17 protein-coding genes are annotated in these 16,952 nt (G+C 65.1%); 10 read left to right on the forward strand and 7 right to left on the reverse strand.

Going from position 1 to position 16,952, the window contains the following annotated elements; translation table 11 throughout:
* Positions 1 to 206: DUF3597 domain-containing protein (locus BRAO375_RS13070; protein ID WP_035640192.1), on the forward strand; the 206-nt coding region annotated here is incomplete at its 5' end.
* Between the two features lie 106 nt (positions 207 to 312).
* Here the strand turns inward: BRAO375_RS13070 and BRAO375_RS36260 are convergent.
* From BRAO375_RS36260 to BRAO375_RS13080, 3 genes are all read right to left on the reverse strand, one after another.
* Positions 313 to 477, reverse strand: a complete 165-nt coding sequence (locus tag BRAO375_RS36260; RefSeq protein ID WP_009027946.1) for a YjiS-like domain-containing protein — start codon at positions 475 to 477, stop codon at positions 313 to 315.
* 115 nt (positions 478 to 592) lie between these two features.
* Complete coding sequence (locus tag BRAO375_RS13075) at positions 593 to 865, reverse strand: GNAT family N-acetyltransferase (RefSeq protein ID WP_009027947.1); 273 nt, start codon at positions 863 to 865, stop codon at positions 593 to 595.
* A gap of 5 nt (positions 866 to 870) precedes the next feature.
* Positions 871 to 1,413: a DUF3828 domain-containing protein gene (locus BRAO375_RS13080; RefSeq protein WP_009027948.1), complete on the reverse strand. Its 543-nt coding sequence runs from the start codon at positions 1,411 to 1,413 to the stop codon at positions 871 to 873.
* Between the two features lie 269 nt (positions 1,414 to 1,682).
* On the opposite strand from BRAO375_RS13080, the gene BRAO375_RS13085 reads away from it, so the two are divergent.
* The 6 genes from BRAO375_RS13085 to BRAO375_RS13110 all read left to right on the forward strand — a co-directional run bounded on the left by BRAO375_RS13085 (position 1,683) and on the right by BRAO375_RS13110 (position 8,292).
* Entirely contained in the window at positions 1,683 to 3,275 is a 1,593-nt protein-coding gene (locus BRAO375_RS13085) for an acyl-CoA synthetase (protein ID WP_009027949.1), read from the forward strand.
* Between the two features lie 6 nt (positions 3,276 to 3,281).
* Positions 3,282 to 4,139 (forward strand): PCC domain-containing protein, encoded by an 858-nt coding sequence (locus tag BRAO375_RS13090; protein ID WP_009027950.1) that lies wholly within the window; start codon positions 3,282 to 3,284, stop codon positions 4,137 to 4,139.
* Between the two features lie 75 nt (positions 4,140 to 4,214).
* Positions 4,215 to 4,979 carry an AAA family ATPase gene (locus tag BRAO375_RS13095; RefSeq protein WP_009027951.1) on the forward strand — a complete coding sequence of 255 codons (765 nt, stop codon included), beginning with the start codon at positions 4,215 to 4,217 and terminating at the stop codon, positions 4,977 to 4,979.
* Between the two features lie 737 nt (positions 4,980 to 5,716).
* Positions 5,717 to 6,403: a UPF0149 family protein gene (locus tag BRAO375_RS13100; protein WP_009027952.1), complete on the forward strand. Its 687-nt coding sequence runs from the start codon at positions 5,717 to 5,719 to the stop codon at positions 6,401 to 6,403.
* A gap of 114 nt (positions 6,404 to 6,517) precedes the next feature.
* Positions 6,518 to 7,072, forward strand: a complete 555-nt coding sequence (locus tag BRAO375_RS13105) for an SRPBCC family protein (RefSeq protein ID WP_009027953.1) — start codon at positions 6,518 to 6,520, stop codon at positions 7,070 to 7,072.
* Positions 7,073 to 7,326: 254 nt separating this feature from the next.
* Entirely contained in the window at positions 7,327 to 8,292 is a 966-nt protein-coding gene (locus BRAO375_RS13110; protein ID WP_009027954.1) for a YVTN family beta-propeller repeat protein, read from the forward strand.
* 107 nt (positions 8,293 to 8,399) lie between these two features.
* On the opposite strand, the gene BRAO375_RS13115 is transcribed toward BRAO375_RS13110, so the two are convergent.
* Positions 8,400 to 9,035 (reverse strand): HAD-IA family hydrolase, encoded by a 636-nt coding sequence (locus BRAO375_RS13115; protein ID WP_009027955.1) that lies wholly within the window; start codon positions 9,033 to 9,035, stop codon positions 8,400 to 8,402.
* Between the two features lie 362 nt (positions 9,036 to 9,397).
* Between BRAO375_RS13115 and BRAO375_RS13120 the strand changes: the two genes are divergently transcribed.
* The 3 genes from BRAO375_RS13120 (at position 9,398) to BRAO375_RS13130 (ending at position 11,431) form a co-directional block, all read left to right on the forward strand.
* Positions 9,398 to 10,390 (forward strand): lipase family protein, encoded by a 993-nt coding sequence (locus BRAO375_RS13120; RefSeq protein ID WP_009027956.1) that lies wholly within the window; start codon positions 9,398 to 9,400, stop codon positions 10,388 to 10,390.
* 172 nt (positions 10,391 to 10,562) lie between these two features.
* The gene (locus BRAO375_RS13125) at positions 10,563 to 10,868 is read left to right on the forward strand and encodes a hypothetical protein (RefSeq protein ID WP_009027957.1); all 306 of its coding nucleotides are present in this window, start codon (positions 10,563 to 10,565) and stop codon (positions 10,866 to 10,868) included.
* Between the two features lie 236 nt (positions 10,869 to 11,104).
* Positions 11,105 to 11,431: a hypothetical protein gene (locus BRAO375_RS13130; RefSeq protein ID WP_009027958.1), complete on the forward strand. Its 327-nt coding sequence runs from the start codon at positions 11,105 to 11,107 to the stop codon at positions 11,429 to 11,431.
* Positions 11,432 to 11,706: 275 nt separating this feature from the next.
* On the opposite strand, the gene uvrA is transcribed toward BRAO375_RS13130, so the two are convergent.
* The 3 genes from uvrA to BRAO375_RS13145 form a co-directional block, all read right to left on the reverse strand.
* The gene (gene uvrA / locus BRAO375_RS13135) at positions 11,707 to 14,766 is read right to left on the reverse strand and encodes an excinuclease ABC subunit UvrA (RefSeq protein WP_009027959.1); all 3,060 of its coding nucleotides are present in this window, start codon (positions 14,764 to 14,766) and stop codon (positions 11,707 to 11,709) included.
* Between the two features lie 277 nt (positions 14,767 to 15,043).
* On the reverse strand, positions 15,044 to 15,688 hold the full coding sequence (locus BRAO375_RS13140) for an outer membrane protein (RefSeq protein WP_009027960.1): 645 nt from the start codon (positions 15,686 to 15,688) through the stop codon (positions 15,044 to 15,046).
* Between the two features lie 290 nt (positions 15,689 to 15,978).
* Positions 15,979 to 16,707, reverse strand: coding sequence for an outer membrane protein (locus BRAO375_RS13145; RefSeq protein ID WP_009027961.1), 729 nt, complete (start codon positions 16,705 to 16,707; stop codon positions 15,979 to 15,981).
* Between the last annotated feature and the right edge of the window lie 245 nt (positions 16,708 to 16,952).

Below are 16,952 nucleotides of genomic sequence, written 5' to 3' on the forward strand. Positions count from 1 at the left end.
AGCTGGAGTGGCGCACCTCGATCGTCGACCTGATGAAGGCCCTCGACATCGATTCGAGCCTGGCGGCCCGCAAGGAACTCGCCAAGGAACTCGGCTACAGCGGCGACACCAACGACTCCGCGAGCATGAACGTGTGGCTGCACAAGCAGGTCATGAGCAAGCTCGCGGCCAATGGCGGCAAGCTGCCGCCGGAGATCAAGCACTGAAGATCTGCGCCGGGTTGCACAAACGCGAAAGGCCCGCCATCGTGCGGGCCTTTGTCGTGTTTGCTGTCCTCTCGCAGGACGCTTGGCCGCGCCGCGAAAGTGCGCCTCAGGCGCGCACGAGGGCGGCGCGCTCCCAGGCCTCGGCGTGAAGCTGATCGCGGGTGAAGCCGATGTCGCGCAGCGTACGCTCGTCGAGCTGGTCGACATAAGCGAGCTGGGTGCGATAATGGACGTAGCGCTTGAGAACGTCGAAAACGGCCGTGATGAACATGAGCCTCTCCCCATTGGTCTGGTTGTCTGTTCAGCGGGGGATTGCTGATCCAAACGGGTAGCCATGGCGTTAATCCGGGCGCTCCACTTGTTCTGCTCGGTAGTTCTACGGGCCGTCAGGCCATGATGTCCCGGTTCTCCGGGTGGTCGCGGAGGTAATCGGCGACGAAGCTGCAGCCCGCGGCAACCTTGCGTCCTTCGGCGCGGATCAGCTCCAGCGCGCCCTTGACCAACTCGGAGCCGATGCCGCGCCCGCGCAGCGGACGCGGCGTCTCGGTGTGGGTGATAATCACCGCCTGCGGCGTCGCGCGATAGTTGGCAAACGCGATGTTGCCGTCGATGTCGAGCTCGAAGCGGCTCTCGGCTTTGTTGTCGCGGACGGCGGTCATGGGCTCTACCTTCGTTTCGGTTTATCGGTCAGCTTGATGAACTCGGCCAGCATGTCGCTGATCGACCACGGCTTGCCGTCGACGGTGCCTCGGATGTCGTCGATCTTCCACTGGCCGGCCTCACGCACGAAGTCGTAACGGATGACGTTGTCGGCCTGTTCCTTTCGATCGCTGCGATGGCCGGTGAGGGTGACGGCGATGGTGGCCTTGTCGGCCTCCTGCTTCTCCGAAACCACCTTGAACGAGGCGACGTCCGGATCCTGCGAGTTGGTGATCGGATCGAAATCGACCGCGCCGACCTCGCCCTTGGGCGTGCGGGCATCCATCTTGGCCCATTGGGCCGCCAGCGACTTGGACAGGTATTTCGCGCGCGCCGCCTTGTCCTCGATGACGAAGTTGCCGCCGTCCTCGCCCTTGCCCTTGGCCACGCGGGTGTAGATCACGGTCATGATGCCGGCGGGCTCGTTGGCCGCAGAGGTCTGCGCGTGCAGCGGGGACGTGGTGAGCACGCCGGCGAGGCCGAGAAGCAGGAGGCGACGATCGATCATGGTGTCCTCAAATCAGATTCGGCGCGCGGTGAAATGGACGAATGCGCGGGCCGGCACGGGTTTGTCGCATGGCGCCTGCATTCGTTCGAATGAACCGTCCGCATGGGAGCGATGGGCAGGGCGCGCTTGCGATGGCGCGCCGGAGCGCGATAAACAGGCCTGATGGTAACGGGCGGCTGAGATCGCCCGACGGATCGATCGAGGGGACGCCGCCATATGAGCCTGTTCACGTGTCTGTTCGTCCGCGTCATCAGCACGAGGGCTCGTCGATGACGCAGCTGCGCATGACCCGCCGGGTGATGAACCTCGCGCATATCGTGACCCAGAACGGCCGCCGGCTCGGTGATCGTATCGGCTTCGTGTGGGGCGAGCGCGCATGGACCTGGCGCGAGATCGACGTAATGGTCTCCGCGCTGGCGGCGGCGTTGGCCGAGCAGGGCATCGTCAAGGGCGATCGCATCCTGGTGCATTCCAAGAACTGCGAGGAGATGTTCGTATCGATGTTCGCCGCGTTCCGGCTCGGCGCGGTGTGGGTGCCCACCAATTTCCGCCTGATGCCGGACGAGGTCGCCTATCTCGCGACGGCGTCCGGAGCGAAGGCGTTTCTCTGTCATGGCGATTTTCCCGAGCACGCCGCCGCGGTCACGACGGCCGCATTCACATGGCGCATCGGCGAGGGCACGCTCGGCACGCGGTCGGTCGTCGAGGCCATGAAGGCGCATGCCGGTGCCGAGATTGCGAACGCGGCAGTGGAGCATGACGATCCCTGCTGGTTCTTCTTCACCTCGGGCACGACCGGCCGCTCCAAGGCGGCGGTGCTGACGCATGGCCAGATGGCTTTTGTCATCACCAACCATCTCGCGGATCTCACGCCCGGCACCACCGAGCACGATGCCTCCCTGGTCGTCGCGCCGCTGTCTCACGGCGCCGGCGTGCATCAGCTGATGCAGAGCGCACGGGGCGCCAAGACGGTGTTGTTGCCGAGCGAAAAGTTCGACATCACCGAGGCGTTCCGGCTGATCCAAACGCATCGCGTCAGCAACCTGTTCACGGTGCCGACCATCCTGAAGATGATGGTCGAGCATCCCGCGGTCGATCAGTTCGATCACTCCTCGCTGCGGCACGTCATCTATGCCGGGGCGCCGATGTATCGCGAGGACCAGAAACGCGCGCTGGCACGGCTCGGCAAGGTCATCGTGCAGTATTTCGGTCTCGGCGAGGTCACCGGCAACATCACGGTGCTGCCGGCCGCGGCGCATGAGGAAGAGGACGGGCCGGAGGCGCGGATCGGTAGCTGCGGCTATGAGCGCACGGGCATGCAGGTCTCGATCCAGGACGATGGGGGACGGGAGCTGAAGCCGGGCGAGACCGGCGAGATCTGCGTCATCGGCCCGGCGGTGTTCGCCGGCTACTACGACAATCCCGACGCCAACGCGAAGGCGTTTCGCGACGGCTGGTTCCGCACCGGCGATCTCGGCCACATGGACGCGGAGGGTTTCGTCTACATCACCGGACGCGCGTCGGACATGTACATCTCGGGCGGCTCCAACATCTATCCGCGCGAGGTCGAGGAGAAGATCCTGACTCATCCGGATATCGGCGAGGTCGCGGTGCTCGGCGTGCCCGATCCGGTCTGGGGCGAGGTCGGCGTCGCCGTCTGCGTGGCGCGCGAGGGCGCAGCGGCGCCCAGCGAGAGCGACATCGCCGGCTATCTCGCAACCAAGCTGCCGCGCTACAAGATGCCGAAGCGGTTTTTCTTCTGGGATGCGTTGCCGAAGTCCGGCTATGGCAAGATCCCCAAGCGCCTGGTGCGCGACGAGCTCGAGGCACGCGGGCTGCTCGATCTGACCAAGCAGGGCTGAAGCGCGATGCGATCCATCACCCAGCCCGGCGGGCCCATTGCCGACCGCATCCAATGGGTCGAGGCGCGCGGCCGCGCGTTCACCTTCAAGATGGAGCGGGGCGTGCCGCTGCTCGAAGCGGCGCATCGCGGCTTTGCGGCCCACGGCTTTGCCGGCGGCGTGCTCGACATCAAGCGCGGTGCACTCGGGCCGTTCGCCTATGTGATGCCGGCGCTGTCGAAGACGCCGGATCATGCCGCGTTCTACAGCGACACCTATCGGCCCGCGGGCACCACCCGGATCTCGACCGCCACGATGACACTTGGCGTCCGCGACGGCGCGCCGTTCTTTCATTGTCATGCGCTGTGGACGGAAGAGGGCGGCCGCGCCGGAGGCGGGCACATCCTGCCGGAGGAAACGATCGTCGCCGAACCGTTCGAGGTCGAGGCGTTTGGCCTGGATGGCGCGATCTTCATGGCCGAGGCTGATCCAGAGACAGGCTTCAAGCTGTTCGGCCCGGTGAAGGCGGCCCCGCGCGGTGCCACCACCGATCGCCGCGCCTTCGCGCTGCGGCTGCGGCCGAACCAGGATTTCGCCGGCTGCCTCGAGGCGTTCTGCCAGGCGCGGGGCATCCGCGAAGCCCAGATCCGCGGCGGCGTCGGCTCGACCATCGGCGCGCGCTTCGAGAGCGGCGGCATCGTCGAGCCATTCGCGACCGAGTTGACCCTCACGGCGGGTGCCATTGCGCCTAGCACGCATGGCCTCGAAGCCACGCTTGATGTCGCGCTCGTCGACTACACCGGTGCGCTGGCGCAGGGGCGGATGGTGCGCGGCGACAATCCGGTGCTGATGACGATGGAGCTCGTGCTGGAGGTCGTGGCGTGACGTGCTGCTGGCCGTGGTCCATTCTGCCGGGATGTGCGACGCTTGCGGCGAGATCACCGAGGATGTGAAAGCGACATGGCGAGGAAGCAGCGCGAGATCCGGCTGCCTGCACCCTATCTGAAGCGGCTGTGGCTCGATCCGGCCAAGATCGCCGATCGCGCTGCGTACCCGTTCTGCCTGCCATTCCTGCAGGACGAGTTCGAGCTGAGCTTCTCGCACGCCATCACCATCATCGTCGGCGAGAACGGCACCGGCAAATCGACCCTGCTCGAAGGCATCGCGGCGCTCGCCGGCTATGACGAGGCCGGCGGCGGCAAGGGGTATAGGCCGGTCGACCATAGCGGCGCGATCGAGCGCATGGGCGGCGCGCTTGCCGATGCGCTGCGGGCGAGCTGGCTGCCGAAGCTGACCCAGGGCTGGTTCTTCCGTGCCGAGAGCTTCTTCTCCGTGGCGCGCTATCTCGACGAAGCCGCTGTGACGAGCGGCGCTGTGCCGCCCGACTTCCTCTCGCACTCCCACGGCGAGGGCTTTTTGCGTTTCTTCGAGGAGCGCTGCCGGCGTCAGGGAATCTACATCTTCGACGAGCCGGAATCGGCACTGTCGCCGGCACGGCAGATCGAATTTCTCAAGCTGATGCGGCGAATGGATCAATCCGGGCATTGCCAGGTGCTGATGGCGACGCATTCGCCTGTCTTGATGGCCTATCCCGGCGCGACGCTGCTGCGCCTGACCAAATACGGCCTTGAGCCGGTGCGGGTGCAGGACACCGATCATTTCAAGGCGCTGCGCGAGTTCTGCAACGATCCGGACGGCTTCGTGCAGGCGGTGTTCGCGGAGTGACATACGCTGAACGGCAAATCCCGAGGTCGATTTGCTTGCTCCGCCGTCATTGCGAGCGAAGCGAAGCAATCCAGGGCTGCGCCGGGGACTCTGGATCGCTTCGTCGCTTTGCTCCTCGCGATGACGGAGAGACATGAATCCCCCTTCCCGCGATGCCTCCGCACCCGAGCTTTGCCAGTCAGTCCGCCCTCACCAATGAGAGGGCGCAGGGAAGGCCGGGTGCAGGCCGCACCCATGGCCCGCCTGCAGAAAAAAAACAGGCGGCAGTCACCACAGGATTGGCCGCTACACACCGGCCTTCCCTGCGCGACGGTTTCTACCGGCTTATACGCGCTCTCCTCGGTGCACCGGGCTTTTTGGCCACCGTCATCTCAAGCGCCGCGTCAGCAGCGCCGCGATTTGACCTCAGCATCGGGAGGTCAGGACCACACGATTTCGCCGTCCGCCCCGCGACCCGTCGTCTTGCGCAAAAGCGCCGGGCCCGTGACGTCCATCGCATCCCGCTCCCAACGCTCGTGACGACCGCGACGCGCCCCTCTCGTGAGGGCAGGACGGCGATATGAGAACCGAAATTCCGTAAAAGCGAAAGGAGGATATTTTTCACGAGGCGACTGGACAGGGACGATGCGGTTGATCGCGCGCCGAAATTTTGATTTTGCGCGCAGCGCTGTTTTGGTGTCAAAACCGCTGCTGAACGGCATCGCGGTTGGCCGTCGGGCAAATCAGGTCGGGTGCAGATGACGGAGCAGACCAACTCTCACGACGCGCTGGAGCAGGCGCTGCTCGCCCTGGATGATCGCGCCATGGTGCTGGAGGAGCTCGACGGTTTCATCGCCGGCCTTCTAATCCTGCCCGAGCAGGTTCCGCTGAGCGAGTGGTTCTCCACGGCATTCGGGCTCGGCAAGGGAGAAGGTTCGGTGTTCACGAGCATCGACCACGCCAATGCAGTGCTCGATCTCGTGACCCGGTATCATGACGACCTCGTGCGGACGCTGGCGGACACGCCGAAACAGTACCAGCCGCGCTTTGCAGTCGATGATGCGAGCGGCCAGGTGAACTGGGAAATCTGGGTCGAAGGCTTTGCTGAGGCGGCGCATCTGCGCCGCGACCGGTTCAAAGCCTATCTGCTGGTCCCAGGCGAAGTGGCTCGCGCGGCCACGCTCATGATGGCCGTGATGGATCTGGCGCGCCACGGCAATCTCGGCACGGTCGAGCCAATCGACCTGGGCGACGATGTCGCCAGTGACATCCGCACGGCGGTGCTGACGTTGCATCGGTATCGGCACAGCGGCGCACCCGTGCCGGGCGCGCCGCTCTTCACCGAGTTGGCGAATCCATTCGCCGCGCTCGGCAAGACCGGCCGCAACGATCCCTGTCCATGCGGTTCCGGCCGCAAATACAAGCGCTGCTGCGGCGCGAATTGATCGCGCGCCGGCGGCCACGACACGGTCTTTTTTGTTGCAACAATTCGGTGCGGTGCAAAGATAGAGCCGCCCGCGCCGGATGCGCGGGCCAATGAGACTGACCGAGGAAACGACATGAGGATGGTGTTCGGCAAGGCGCTGGTCGCAACGGCGGCGCTCGCGATCGCAACGACGGCCCTGACGACAGCGGATGCGCATGGGCCCACCCGGCGCAAGGTGCAGGAGCATGTCGAGATCAACGCCGCGCCTGCCAAAGTGTGGGCTGTCATGGGCAACTTCCAGGACATGAGCTGGCTCGGCATCGTCGACAAGACCGCCGGCGACAAGGGCAACGAGATTGGCGCGACGCGCAAGCTGACCTTGAAGGGCGGTGCGACCGTGGACGAGGAACTCTACAAATACGACGCCGAGAAGATGAGCTATTCCTATCGCATCACCGCGGTCGACGTGAAGGTGCTGCCGGTGACGAACTATTCGTCGACCATCGCGGTGACGCCGAGCGCCGACGGCAAGGGCAGCGTGGTCGAATGGACCGGCGCCTTCTACCGCGGCTTCCCCAACAACGACCCTCCGCCGGAGCTGAGCGACGAGGCCGCGGTCAATGCGGTGACGGGATTGTACAAGGACGGGCTCGAAGGGCTGAAGAAGAAGGTGGAGAGCGGGAGCTGACCTCTGCGCGTGAAGGATCACTCATGTCGCTCAGCAGGCGCTGCGCTCCCTCTCCCCGTTCTTACGGGGAGAGGGTTTGGGTGAGGGGCCGCCGCGCGGGCAGTGATCGTGATCGGTCCTGTCATCCCTCGTTCGCATTGCATCGAAGATGCAATCCGGGAGGGGAGGACTTTCCTGACACCGGACTCGTGGAGAGTCCCCCACACCCCAACCCTCTCCCCGCAAGCGGGGCGAGGGAGCCAAGCGTGCATGACGTGCCATCTCGGCTCCATCGGCGAGCACGACGTCTCATCCTTGGCGTTCTCGGAGCTCTTCTATTCGGCACCATCCCTTCCCACGCCGAGGAAGCCTTCGTCACCAACCAGCTCAGCGATGACCTCACCATCGTCGACCTCGCAACCTCCAAGCCGGTCGCCACGATTCCGATCGGCGGCAAGCCGGCCGGAGTCGCGGTCGCGGCTGATGGCCGCTTCGCCTATGTCGCCAGCCCGGATGACAAGGCGGTGAGCGTCATCGATGCTGTCGCACGAAAGGTCGTCGGCCGCGTCGAGGTCGGCGGCGGGCCGCTCGGGATCGCGGTGGCGCCCGACGGAGCGACGGTCTATGTCGCGGACTGGTACAATGCGGCGATCCGGATCATCGATGCGAAGACGCTGAAGGTCGCCGGCAGCATCGCGGTCGGCGCTTCGCCCTCCGGGCTCGCGCTGACGCCGGACGGCAAGCTGCTGCTGTCCGCCGACCGCGATGACGACATGGTCTCGGTGATCGACCCCGCCACGCGGCAGCGGCTCAAGACCGTCAAGGTCGGCACCCGGCCGTTCGGCGTCACCATCGATGCCGAGGGCAAGCGCGCCTACACCGCCAATGTCGGCTCCAACGATGTTTCGGTGATCGATCTCGCCGAGGGCCGCGAAATCGGTCGTATCAAGACCGGCCTGCGGCCCTACGCCGTCGCGCTGGCGCAGGGCAGGGGCTTCGTCACCGATCAGTATGACGGTACGGTGAGCGTGTTCGACGTCGCTAGCCTGCAGCCGCTCAAGCGCATCACCGTGGGCGACTATCCGGAGGGCATCGAGGCCACCGCCGATGGCCAGCGCATCATCGTCGCCAATTGGGAGAGCAACATCCTCAGCGTCATCGACGTCGCGGCGCTGAAGGTCACGGCCGAGATCAAGGTCGGCAACGGCCCGCGAGCGTTCGGGGCTTTCCTGCGGCGGTGAGAGGTGCTGGAACCCGGATGAGCGCAGCGACATCCGGGGTCAGCACCGGCGCCGGAGGAGAACCCGGATATCGCTGCGATCATCCCGGCTATGAGTCGACTACGAATCTACGCGTCGCCCACCACCAGCCGCTCCACGATCTCCTCCATCCGCGTGAACACCAGCTCCGGCTGGCGATCGCGCAGCGCTTTCTCGGCGGCGTAGCCCCAGGTCACGGCGCCGAAGGCAATGCCTGCGGTGCGGGCCGCCTCGATGTCGCGGGTCTCGTCCCCGATGGCGATCACTTGAGCCGGATCGGCGCCGGTGCGCTTCACCACACGCCGAAACTTCTTCGCCTTGCCGTACAGCGAGGCCGAGCAGTCGAAGGCGGTGAACAGCGCGGCCGATGCCCCGAGCTTCTGGCGCGCATTGGCCTCGGTGTCCGACGACACCAGCGCCAGGCGGAGGCCGGCATCCGCCAGCGTCGCAAGCATCGCCTCGACGCCGGCGAACAGCGGAATGCTGGCGGCCTGCTCGGTCTTGAGGCGGCGGATGTGCCGCGCGATCAGCGGCAGCTTCCAGCGGGAGACGCCGAGATGATTCAGCACCTCGGCGGTGGAGGAATGCCGCAGCAGCTCGACATCCTCGTCGACCACGGGACGGAAGCGATAGCGCGCCGCCACGACGTTCACGTTGCGCCGAAACCAGGGCAGGCTGTCGGCGAGGGTGCCGTCGAGATCAAAGATGACGAGGGAGTAGGGCATCAGACCGGACGGGATGATTTGGCGAAGATGACTTTTGACGAAGATGACTCTTGGCAAAGACGATTTTTGGAAGACGACTCTTTGGAAGACGACTTTTCGCAAAGGCGACTTGGCGGACCAGCGCATCGAGCAGCGCCGCCGCCAGATGTCGCACGACAGCATGTCGCCATAGCAAGGCGGGTCTCCCGGCGCAACGAGATCAGTCACACGGCGCCGGACAGCGATAACCTCAGATTGAACAGGTTGTGATGTGCACGTTCGTCGTCGCGGGGCTATCCTGCGCTCGCGCTGGTGAATTCGTCAGCGCTGACCGAACGATTTGAATCAAACCTTTTCATCATGCCAACTCAGTGAGATTTCAGATGGCTCTCAACAAGGTTGCTGCCGCCTATTTGTCCTACTTCGCCTATATCGACGATGCGCTCGATACGGTCCAGCCAAGCGATTTCACCAATCTGCTCGGCGCGGTGCCGAAAGGCACGGCCAACGGCCCGTGGTCGCTGAGCTGGGGGCCGGCGGTGAACAACGGCGTGCTCGCCTATGTCGCGCAAGGCGCTGACGGCACCTACGCGCTGGCGTTCCGCGGCACCGATGTCGACGGCTCGGTCGCCGGCGCGTTCGAAAACGTGCTCGCCGATGCCGACGCGTTCTTCCTGGTGCCCTGGCTTTATCCGCAGCAGCCCGGCGCGCCGCGGCAGGTCAGCGCCGGGATCAACGACGCACTGGCGCTGGTGATCGGGATGACCGATCCCACCACGGGACTGTCGCTGCTCGATTATCTGCGCGGCCTTGCCGCCAAGCAGAACTTGCAGCTGATGGTGACCGGGCACAGCCTCGGCGGCGCGCTCGCGGTGGTCGCCACCGCCTGGCTGCAGGACCAGCTGCCGAAGCTGAATCCGGCGCTGACATTCACGCTGTGGCCGCATACCTTCGCCGCGCCGACGATGTGGAACGCCGGCTTCGCCGTGAGCTTCGGCAAGACCTACACTTACTACGCCGCGGTCAACAGCAACGACATCGTGCCGATGGGCTGGGCCAACCTCAAGGGTATCTTGAGCACCTACGCGCCGCCCGGCCCGGCGCTGAAGGATACCAACTACTACTCGATCTACGTGCCGCTCGAGATCCTCAGCGCGACCATTCCGACCTATACGTCGATCGTCGCGAGCAACCCGGATCCGTTCACGATCGCGCCCGTCAAGGAGCCGAACGATTCCTGGACCGCGGAGGCCGGCTACATGCATTCGATGCAGCTGCAATACTTCCCGCACGCAACGAACACGACCGCGCCGCCGCTGCCCGGCACGACCAAGACGGGCGTGGCGCGGCCGCGCGCGGTGGCGCAGGCGGCGTAAGCAGCAAACGTCGAGACCATCGTGTCGCGTGGTGCAGGCCTGCGTTGTCAGGCCTGCATCTGCGTCAGTTGTCGCAATCGATCAATTTTGCATCACGGCTTTTGTGAGGGTGCGTTGCGGGAACGGCGCCGCAATGCGGTCGTTGACTCCCGTCAGAAGCAAGGAGAATCCCATGCAACGCACGATCAAGATGGCCGCGCTGGCAGCGGCAACCCTGGTGATTGGCACCGCCGCCGCGTCGGCCCAGGGCTATGCCCGCTACGGTGACTCGATGGCCTGGGTGCCCCCGGCCCAGGGTTACGATTCCGAGCCGGTTTATGACGCACAGGCCTATGCGCCGGGGCCGGTGGCTGGTCCGGCGACTTGGGGCCGCGGCTACAACGGTACCAACCATCCGACGCCGGGCTCGACCCAGGGCGATGTCGGGCCTGCCGGCAACAACAACGGTACGCAGACCGGCATCTATCGCCAGTGGTAATGGCGTTCACACGGTGATGTGAGAGCCGTGCTGTGTTGAACCAACCCGCCGCTCGCGCACGAGCGGCGGGTTTGTCGTTTCCAGCGTCGAAGCGTCACGGACCTTGCGGGTGGGTTCAAGACGTCGCGCGGATGTGAGCGGCGCGTTGTGTCGCAGCATCGCCGTGAGGTGGCGCGGAACCCGCAAGGTACTTACGTCGTTTGCTCCGCGATCATCAGGAACGAAGGAGCAAGTTCATGACGCGCATCTTGGGATACGCCGCGCTGACCGCCGTCACGCTCGTGGCCGGCACCGTGGCGGCCTCGGCCGGCGAGTACGGTCCGGGCGGCTACGGCTATGGCGGCCAGGTCACGAGCACCTATGCCTATCGCGACTCCTACGCCTGGGCGCCAGCCCCGGTCTATGAGGAAGGCTACGTCGCCGTCGCGCCGGGGCCGTCTTACGGCCCAGGCTGGGGCGCCGGCTACAACGGCACCAATCACCCGACCCCGAGCTCGACCCAGGGCGACGTCGGCCCGTGGGGCAACAACAACGGCACGCGGAGCGGGTATTACCGGTGGTGAGTTGAGTTTGTAGAGGAATGATCGGGCCCGTCGCTCTTGGTTGAGCGGCGGGCTTTCGTTTGGAACGACGCCGTTCCCCCGATCGTCATTGCGAGGAGCGGAGCGACGAAGCAATCCAGAGTCGCGCAGGGGACTCTGGATTGCTTCGCTTCGCTCGCAACGACAGGGTGCCCAAAGCGAGGCGCCGTGTAGCCGGATGAGCGCAGCGATATCCGGGTTCTCCTCGCATGTCAGTGATGAACCCGGATGTCGCTGCGCCCATCCGGGTTGCGATGCTACTCCGCCGCCTCGCTCGCCGCACCACGCCCGCGCTTCTTCGGCTTGGTGGACTTCTCCAGCACCGGCTTCAGGAACTGGCCCGTGTAGCTGCGCGGCGCCTTGACGATGTCTTCCGGCGGGCCCCAGGCGACGATCTCGCCGCCGCCGTCGCCGCCTTCCGGGCCTAAGTCGATCACCCAGTCGGCCGTCTTGATGACCTCGAGATTGTGCTCGATGACGACGACCGTGTTGCCCTGCGCGACCAGCTCGTGCAGCACCTCCAGGAGCTTCTTGACGTCGTGGAAGTGCAGGCCGGTGGTTGGCTCGTCGAGGATGTAGAGCGTGCGGCCCGTCGCGCGCTTGGACAGCTCCTTGGCGAGCTTGACTCGCTGGGCCTCGCCGCCGGACAGCGTGGTCGCCTGCTGTCCGACATGGATGTAGTCGAGGCCGACGCGGCGCAAGGTCTCGAACGTGTCGCGCACGCGCGGCACCGCCTTGAAGAACTCGGCGGCTTCCTCCACGGTCATGTCGAGCACGTCGGCGATCGACTTGCCCTTGAACAGCACGTCGAGCGTCTCGCGGTTGTAGCGCTTGCCCTTGCAGACGTCGCAGGTGACGTAGACGTCGGGCAGGAAGTGCATCTCGATCTTGATGACGCCGTCGCCCTGGCAGGCCTCGCAGCGGCCGCCCTTGACGTTGAAGGAGAAGCGGCCGGGCTCGTAGCCGCGCGCCTTGGCCTCGGGCAGGCCGGCGAACCATTCGCGGATCGGCGTGAACGCGCCGGTATAGGTCGCGGGGTTGGAGCGCGGGGTGCGGCCGATCGGCGACTGGTCGATGTCGATGATCTTGTCGATGTGCTCCAGCCCCTCGATCCGGTCATGCGGCGCCGCGGCCTCATTGGCGCCGTTCAGCTTGCGCGCGATGGACTTGTAGAGCGTGTCGATCAGCAAGGTCGACTTGCCGCCGCCGGAGACGCCGGTGATCGCCGTGAACAGGCCGAGCGGGATCTCGGCCGAGACGTTCTTGAGATTGTTGCCGCGGGCGTTGACGACCTTGATGGTGCGGCGATGGTTCGGCGGCCGCCGCTCGGGCACCTCGACCTCGAGCTCGCCGGTCAGATATTTGCCGGTCAGCGACTTCGGATTGCGCATGATCTCGGCGGGCGTGCCCTCGGCGACGATGTGGCCGCCATGGGTGCCGGCGCCGGGGCCGATGTCGAGCACATAGTCGGCGAGACGAATCGCGTCCTCGTCATGCTCGACGACGATCACGGTGTTGCCGAGGTCGCGCAGCCGCTTCAATGTGTCGAGCAGCCGGGAATTGTCGCGCTGGTGCAGGCCGATCGAGGGCTCGTCGAGCACGTAGAGCACGCCGGTCAGCCCCGAGCCGATCTGCGAGGCCAGGCGGATGCGCTGGCTCTCGCCGCCGGACAGGGTGCCGGAGGAGCGGGCGAGGGTCAAATAGTTCAGGCCGACGTCGAGCAGGAAGGTGAGGCGGTCGCGGATCTCCTTGAGGATGCGCGTGGCGATCTCGGTCTGCTGGGCGTTGAGCTGTGACGGCACTTCGGCGAACCATTCGCCGGCCGCCTTGACGCTGAGATCAGAGATCTCGCCAATATGCTTGCCGCCGACCTTGACGCACAGCGCCTCGGGCTTCAGCCGGAACCCCTTGCAGCCGGCACAGGGCACGTCGTTGAAGTATTTGCCGAGCTCCTCACGCGCCCATTCGCTCTCGGTCTCGCGGAAGCGGCGCTCGATGTTGGTGATGACGCCCTCGAACGGCTTCTTGGTGTCGTAGGAGCGGACGCCGTCCTCATAGGTGAACTTGATCTCGTCGTCGCCGGAGCCGTGCAGCAGTGCGTTCTGCGTCTTCTTCGGCAGGTCCTTCCACTTGGTGTCGAGCGTGAACTTGTAGAACTTGCCGAGCGCGGTCAGCGTCTGAAGGTAATACGGCGAGGACGACTTGGCCCACGGCGCGATCGCGCCCTTGCGCAGGGTGACGTCCTTGTCGGGAATCACCAGGTCGGCATCGACGTGCTGCTCGACGCCAAGGCCGCCGCATTCCGGGCAGGCGCCATAGGGATTGTTGAACGAGAACAGCCGCGGCTCGATCTCGGGAATCGTGAAGCCTGAGACGGGGCAGGCGAACTTCTCCGAGAACAGGATGCGCTCGGGCCCGCTCTTGTCGTGGATCTTGGCCACTTTTTTCTTGTCGTCATGGCCGGGCTTGACCCGGCCATCCATCTCCTTCGAAGAGGATGGATCACCGGGTCTCGCGCCTTCGGCGCGGCCCGGTGATGACGAGGAAGGGGCGTCGGCGAACTCGACGACAGCCAAGCCCTCGGCGAGCTTCAGCGCGGTCTCGAAACTTTCCGCCAGACGCTGACCGATATCGGGGCGCACGACGATGCGGTCGACGACGACGTCGATATCGTGCGGAAACTTCTTGTCGAGCGTGGGCGCCTCGGCGAGCTCATGGAAGGTGCCGTCGATCTTGACGCGCTGAAAGCCCTTCTTGAGGTATTCGGCGAGCTCCTTCTTGTACTCGCCCTTGCGGCCGCGCACGACGGGGGCCAGCAGATAGAGACGCGTGCCCTCCGGCAGCGCCAGCACGCGATCGACCATCTGCGACACGGTCTGGCTCTCGATCGGCAGGCCGGTGGCCGGCGAATAGGGCACGCCGACGCGCGCCCACAGCAGGCGCATGTAGTCGTAGATCTCGGTGACGGTGCCGACGGTCGAGCGCGGGTTCTTCGAGGTCGTCTTCTGCTCGATCGAGATCGCCGGCGATAAGCCGTCGATCTGGTCGACGTCGGGCTTCTGCATCATCTCCAGGAACTGGCGCGCATAGGCCGACAGCGATTCGACGTAGCGGCGCTGGCCCTCGGCATAGATCGTGTCGAAGGCGAGCGAGGATTTGCCGGAGCCGGACAGACCGGTGAAAACCACGAGCTTGTCGCGGGGAATCTCGACGTCGATGTTCTTGAGATTGTGCTCGCGGGCGCCGCGGATGGTGATCGCCCGCAGGCTCGACGAGTTGGCTTGCGCGCGCTGCTTGGCCTTGAGCACTTCATCCATGACGATCGTCCCACGGCGCAAGGCTGCGCCATCGTTGCAGGCGCGTTTCGCCGGAAACCGGCCATCGGACGCCAGGAGGGGGAAAGGTATCGTCGGAACGTAGGAAGAACGGGCATGGATTTCCAGTGCCCCGAGCGAATCATCAACAATGCGCTCGCGACATGGCAGCGACTGGCAGGAGCGGAACCGCGCGTTGCCGCCGGACCGGGTCTGGACACAAAAAAGCCTCCGCCCTTATGGAGCGGAGGCCTGTGCGTTGGCCCGGAGGGGCGAAGTCTTAGAAGTGGTAGTTGATGCCGACCTGGCCGGAGTGCACGTTGAGCGTGCCGGTGGTCAGAGTGCCGAGGCCGGTGAAGGTGTAGCTCTCGCCACCGAAGCTCTTGTAGAGGTACTCGCCCTTCAGCGACCAATGCGGGGCGAACATGTATTCAACGCCAGCGCCCACGGTCCAGCCGGAGTGGAACTTGCTGTCCGAAACGCTGATGCCGGGAGCGGTCAGCGAGATGCGGTTGTCAGCCCAGGCGTAACCGCCGGTGGCGTACAGCAGGGTCGGTCCGAAGGCATAGCCGATGCGGCCACGAACGGTGCCCCAATCACGGATCTTAGATTCCGCAGTGACGCCGAGCGCACCAACGGTTGCGTTGATGTCAGCCCAGGCCGCGTCGGCCTCAAGACCGAACACGACAGCGCCCTGCTGCCAGTTGTAACCGACGGTGCCGCCGGCGAAGCCGCCCTTCATGGCGGCGAAGTCGGCGTTCTCGTTGGCATAGCCGCCCATGGCACCGATGTAGAAACCGGTCCAGGTCTGCACCGGCGCGAGAACCGGGGCCTTCGTGTAGGTCGGGCGCGCGGCAAGATCGGCAGCGGCGGCGGGAGCAGCCAGGGCGGCCAAGGCCACGGTCGCAAGCAGGATCTTCTTCATTCGTGTCTCCAGTTTAGTCCTTGAAGTCCGCGTCGCACCGAAGCTTTCACGCACGAAACAGACTCACCCGTTCAAGTTGACGGGTCATCCTATAGCCCGGTTCCACGCCGAATACCGTCACCCTGAAGACACACTCGCGGCGAAACCGCGTTTTTACGGGCAGGTTCCCGATTGTTCATGTAGCTCAAATGCTTGGTTCCCCGTCTCGGGGAACGCCCCAGGTGGCATAAGAGCAACAAAAAGGCCGGCTTGCGCCGGCCTCTGGAACTTTGGGTTGTCGAATTGACCGATCAGTATTTCGCGACGACCGGGCCGCCGAAGCGGTAATTCAGGCGTGCCGTGAACAGGTCGACGTCCTGCTTGATGTTGTCGGCCTGGGTGAACACCGCGCCGCGGAACGGGACGTTGGTGTTGCCCATGAACAGGTGGTCGTACTCGAAGCCCACCGACCAGCCCGGCGAGAAGGCGTATTCGACTCCGGCGCCGACGGACGCGCCCCACTTGGTCACGGTCGTGGCGGCCAGCACGCTGTTGATCACGCCGGAGAAGATCTCATAGCGGGTGTCGGTGATGGCCGCGCCGCCCTTGGCATAGAGCAGGGTGTCGCCGAAAGAATAACCGATCTGGCCGGTGAACAGGCCGAAGGCGTTGAGCTTGGTGCGGTTGCGATCGGGCGCGAACACCGGGCTGATGTTGTTGCCGGTGAGGTCCGCCCAGTTGCCCTGCGCCTCCAGGCCGAACACGACCGAGCCCATCTGCCAGCGATAGCCGAACTGACCGCCGATCGTGCCGCCGGTGGCATTGTGGCAGCCCTCGGCGGGGCCGTTCACGATCGTCCAGCAATTGCGGCTCGAGCCATAGCCGCCGTTGATGCCGAGATAGAAGCCGCTCCAATCGTTGATGGCGACCATCATCGGCGGCGCCTTGGTGTAGGGCCGGGCGGCCATGTCGGCCGCCGAGGCGGACGTCGCGGTCGCGATGCCGACGAGGGCCGTCGTGATCACAAACAACTTCTTCATCGAATTTCTCCCCCGGGAGTTGGAATGACTAGCGATGAAACGTTCATACACAGGCCAGCCCCGGGAGGCTGTAACGCACCGGCCACAGAGGCAAAAAAGCGAGATAAATCAAATATTTAACACAAAATGGCCGCTTCGGTGCCGGGCTCTGGACACGAAAAAGGCCGGCGCGAAGCCGGCCTTGTCGCAACTGCGGCGGGATGACGCGGCGTCAGTAGCGCGTCGCTCCGGGGGCGCCGAATCGG

Source organism: Bradyrhizobium sp. ORS 375 (genome assembly GCF_000239775.1).
In the GTDB taxonomy this organism is placed as follows: domain Bacteria; phylum Pseudomonadota; class Alphaproteobacteria; order Rhizobiales; family Xanthobacteraceae; genus Bradyrhizobium.

Excerpts from the sequence above, each read along its gene's own strand:
- BRAO375_RS36260 (WP_009027946.1), bottom strand. The coding sequence starts at position 477 with ATGTTCATCACGGCCGTTTTCGACGTTCTCAAGCGCTACGTCCATTAT.
- BRAO375_RS13075 (WP_009027947.1), bottom strand. The coding sequence starts at position 865 with ATGACCGCCGTCCGCGACAACAAAGCCGAGAGCCGCTTCGAGCTCGAC.
- BRAO375_RS13080 (WP_009027948.1), bottom strand. The coding sequence starts at position 1,413 with ATGATCGATCGTCGCCTCCTGCTTCTCGGCCTCGCCGGCGTGCTCACC.
- BRAO375_RS13085 (WP_009027949.1), top strand. The coding sequence starts at position 1,683 with ATGACGCAGCTGCGCATGACCCGCCGGGTGATGAACCTCGCGCATATC.
- BRAO375_RS13090 (WP_009027950.1), top strand. The coding sequence starts at position 3,282 with ATGCGATCCATCACCCAGCCCGGCGGGCCCATTGCCGACCGCATCCAA.
- BRAO375_RS13095 (WP_009027951.1), top strand. The coding sequence starts at position 4,215 with ATGGCGAGGAAGCAGCGCGAGATCCGGCTGCCTGCACCCTATCTGAAG.
- BRAO375_RS13100 (WP_009027952.1), top strand. The coding sequence starts at position 5,717 with ATGACGGAGCAGACCAACTCTCACGACGCGCTGGAGCAGGCGCTGCTC.
- BRAO375_RS13105 (WP_009027953.1), top strand. The coding sequence starts at position 6,518 with ATGAGGATGGTGTTCGGCAAGGCGCTGGTCGCAACGGCGGCGCTCGCG.
- BRAO375_RS13115 (WP_009027955.1), bottom strand. The coding sequence starts at position 9,035 with ATGCCCTACTCCCTCGTCATCTTTGATCTCGACGGCACCCTCGCCGAC.
- BRAO375_RS13120 (WP_009027956.1), top strand. The coding sequence starts at position 9,398 with ATGGCTCTCAACAAGGTTGCTGCCGCCTATTTGTCCTACTTCGCCTAT.
- BRAO375_RS13125 (WP_009027957.1), top strand. The coding sequence starts at position 10,563 with ATGCAACGCACGATCAAGATGGCCGCGCTGGCAGCGGCAACCCTGGTG.
- BRAO375_RS13130 (WP_009027958.1), top strand. The coding sequence starts at position 11,105 with ATGACGCGCATCTTGGGATACGCCGCGCTGACCGCCGTCACGCTCGTG.
- uvrA (WP_009027959.1), bottom strand. The coding sequence starts at position 14,766 with ATGGATGAAGTGCTCAAGGCCAAGCAGCGCGCGCAAGCCAACTCGTCG.
- BRAO375_RS13140 (WP_009027960.1), bottom strand. The coding sequence starts at position 15,688 with ATGAAGAAGATCCTGCTTGCGACCGTGGCCTTGGCCGCCCTGGCTGCT.
- BRAO375_RS13145 (WP_009027961.1), bottom strand. The coding sequence starts at position 16,707 with ATGAAGAAGTTGTTTGTGATCACGACGGCCCTCGTCGGCATCGCGACC.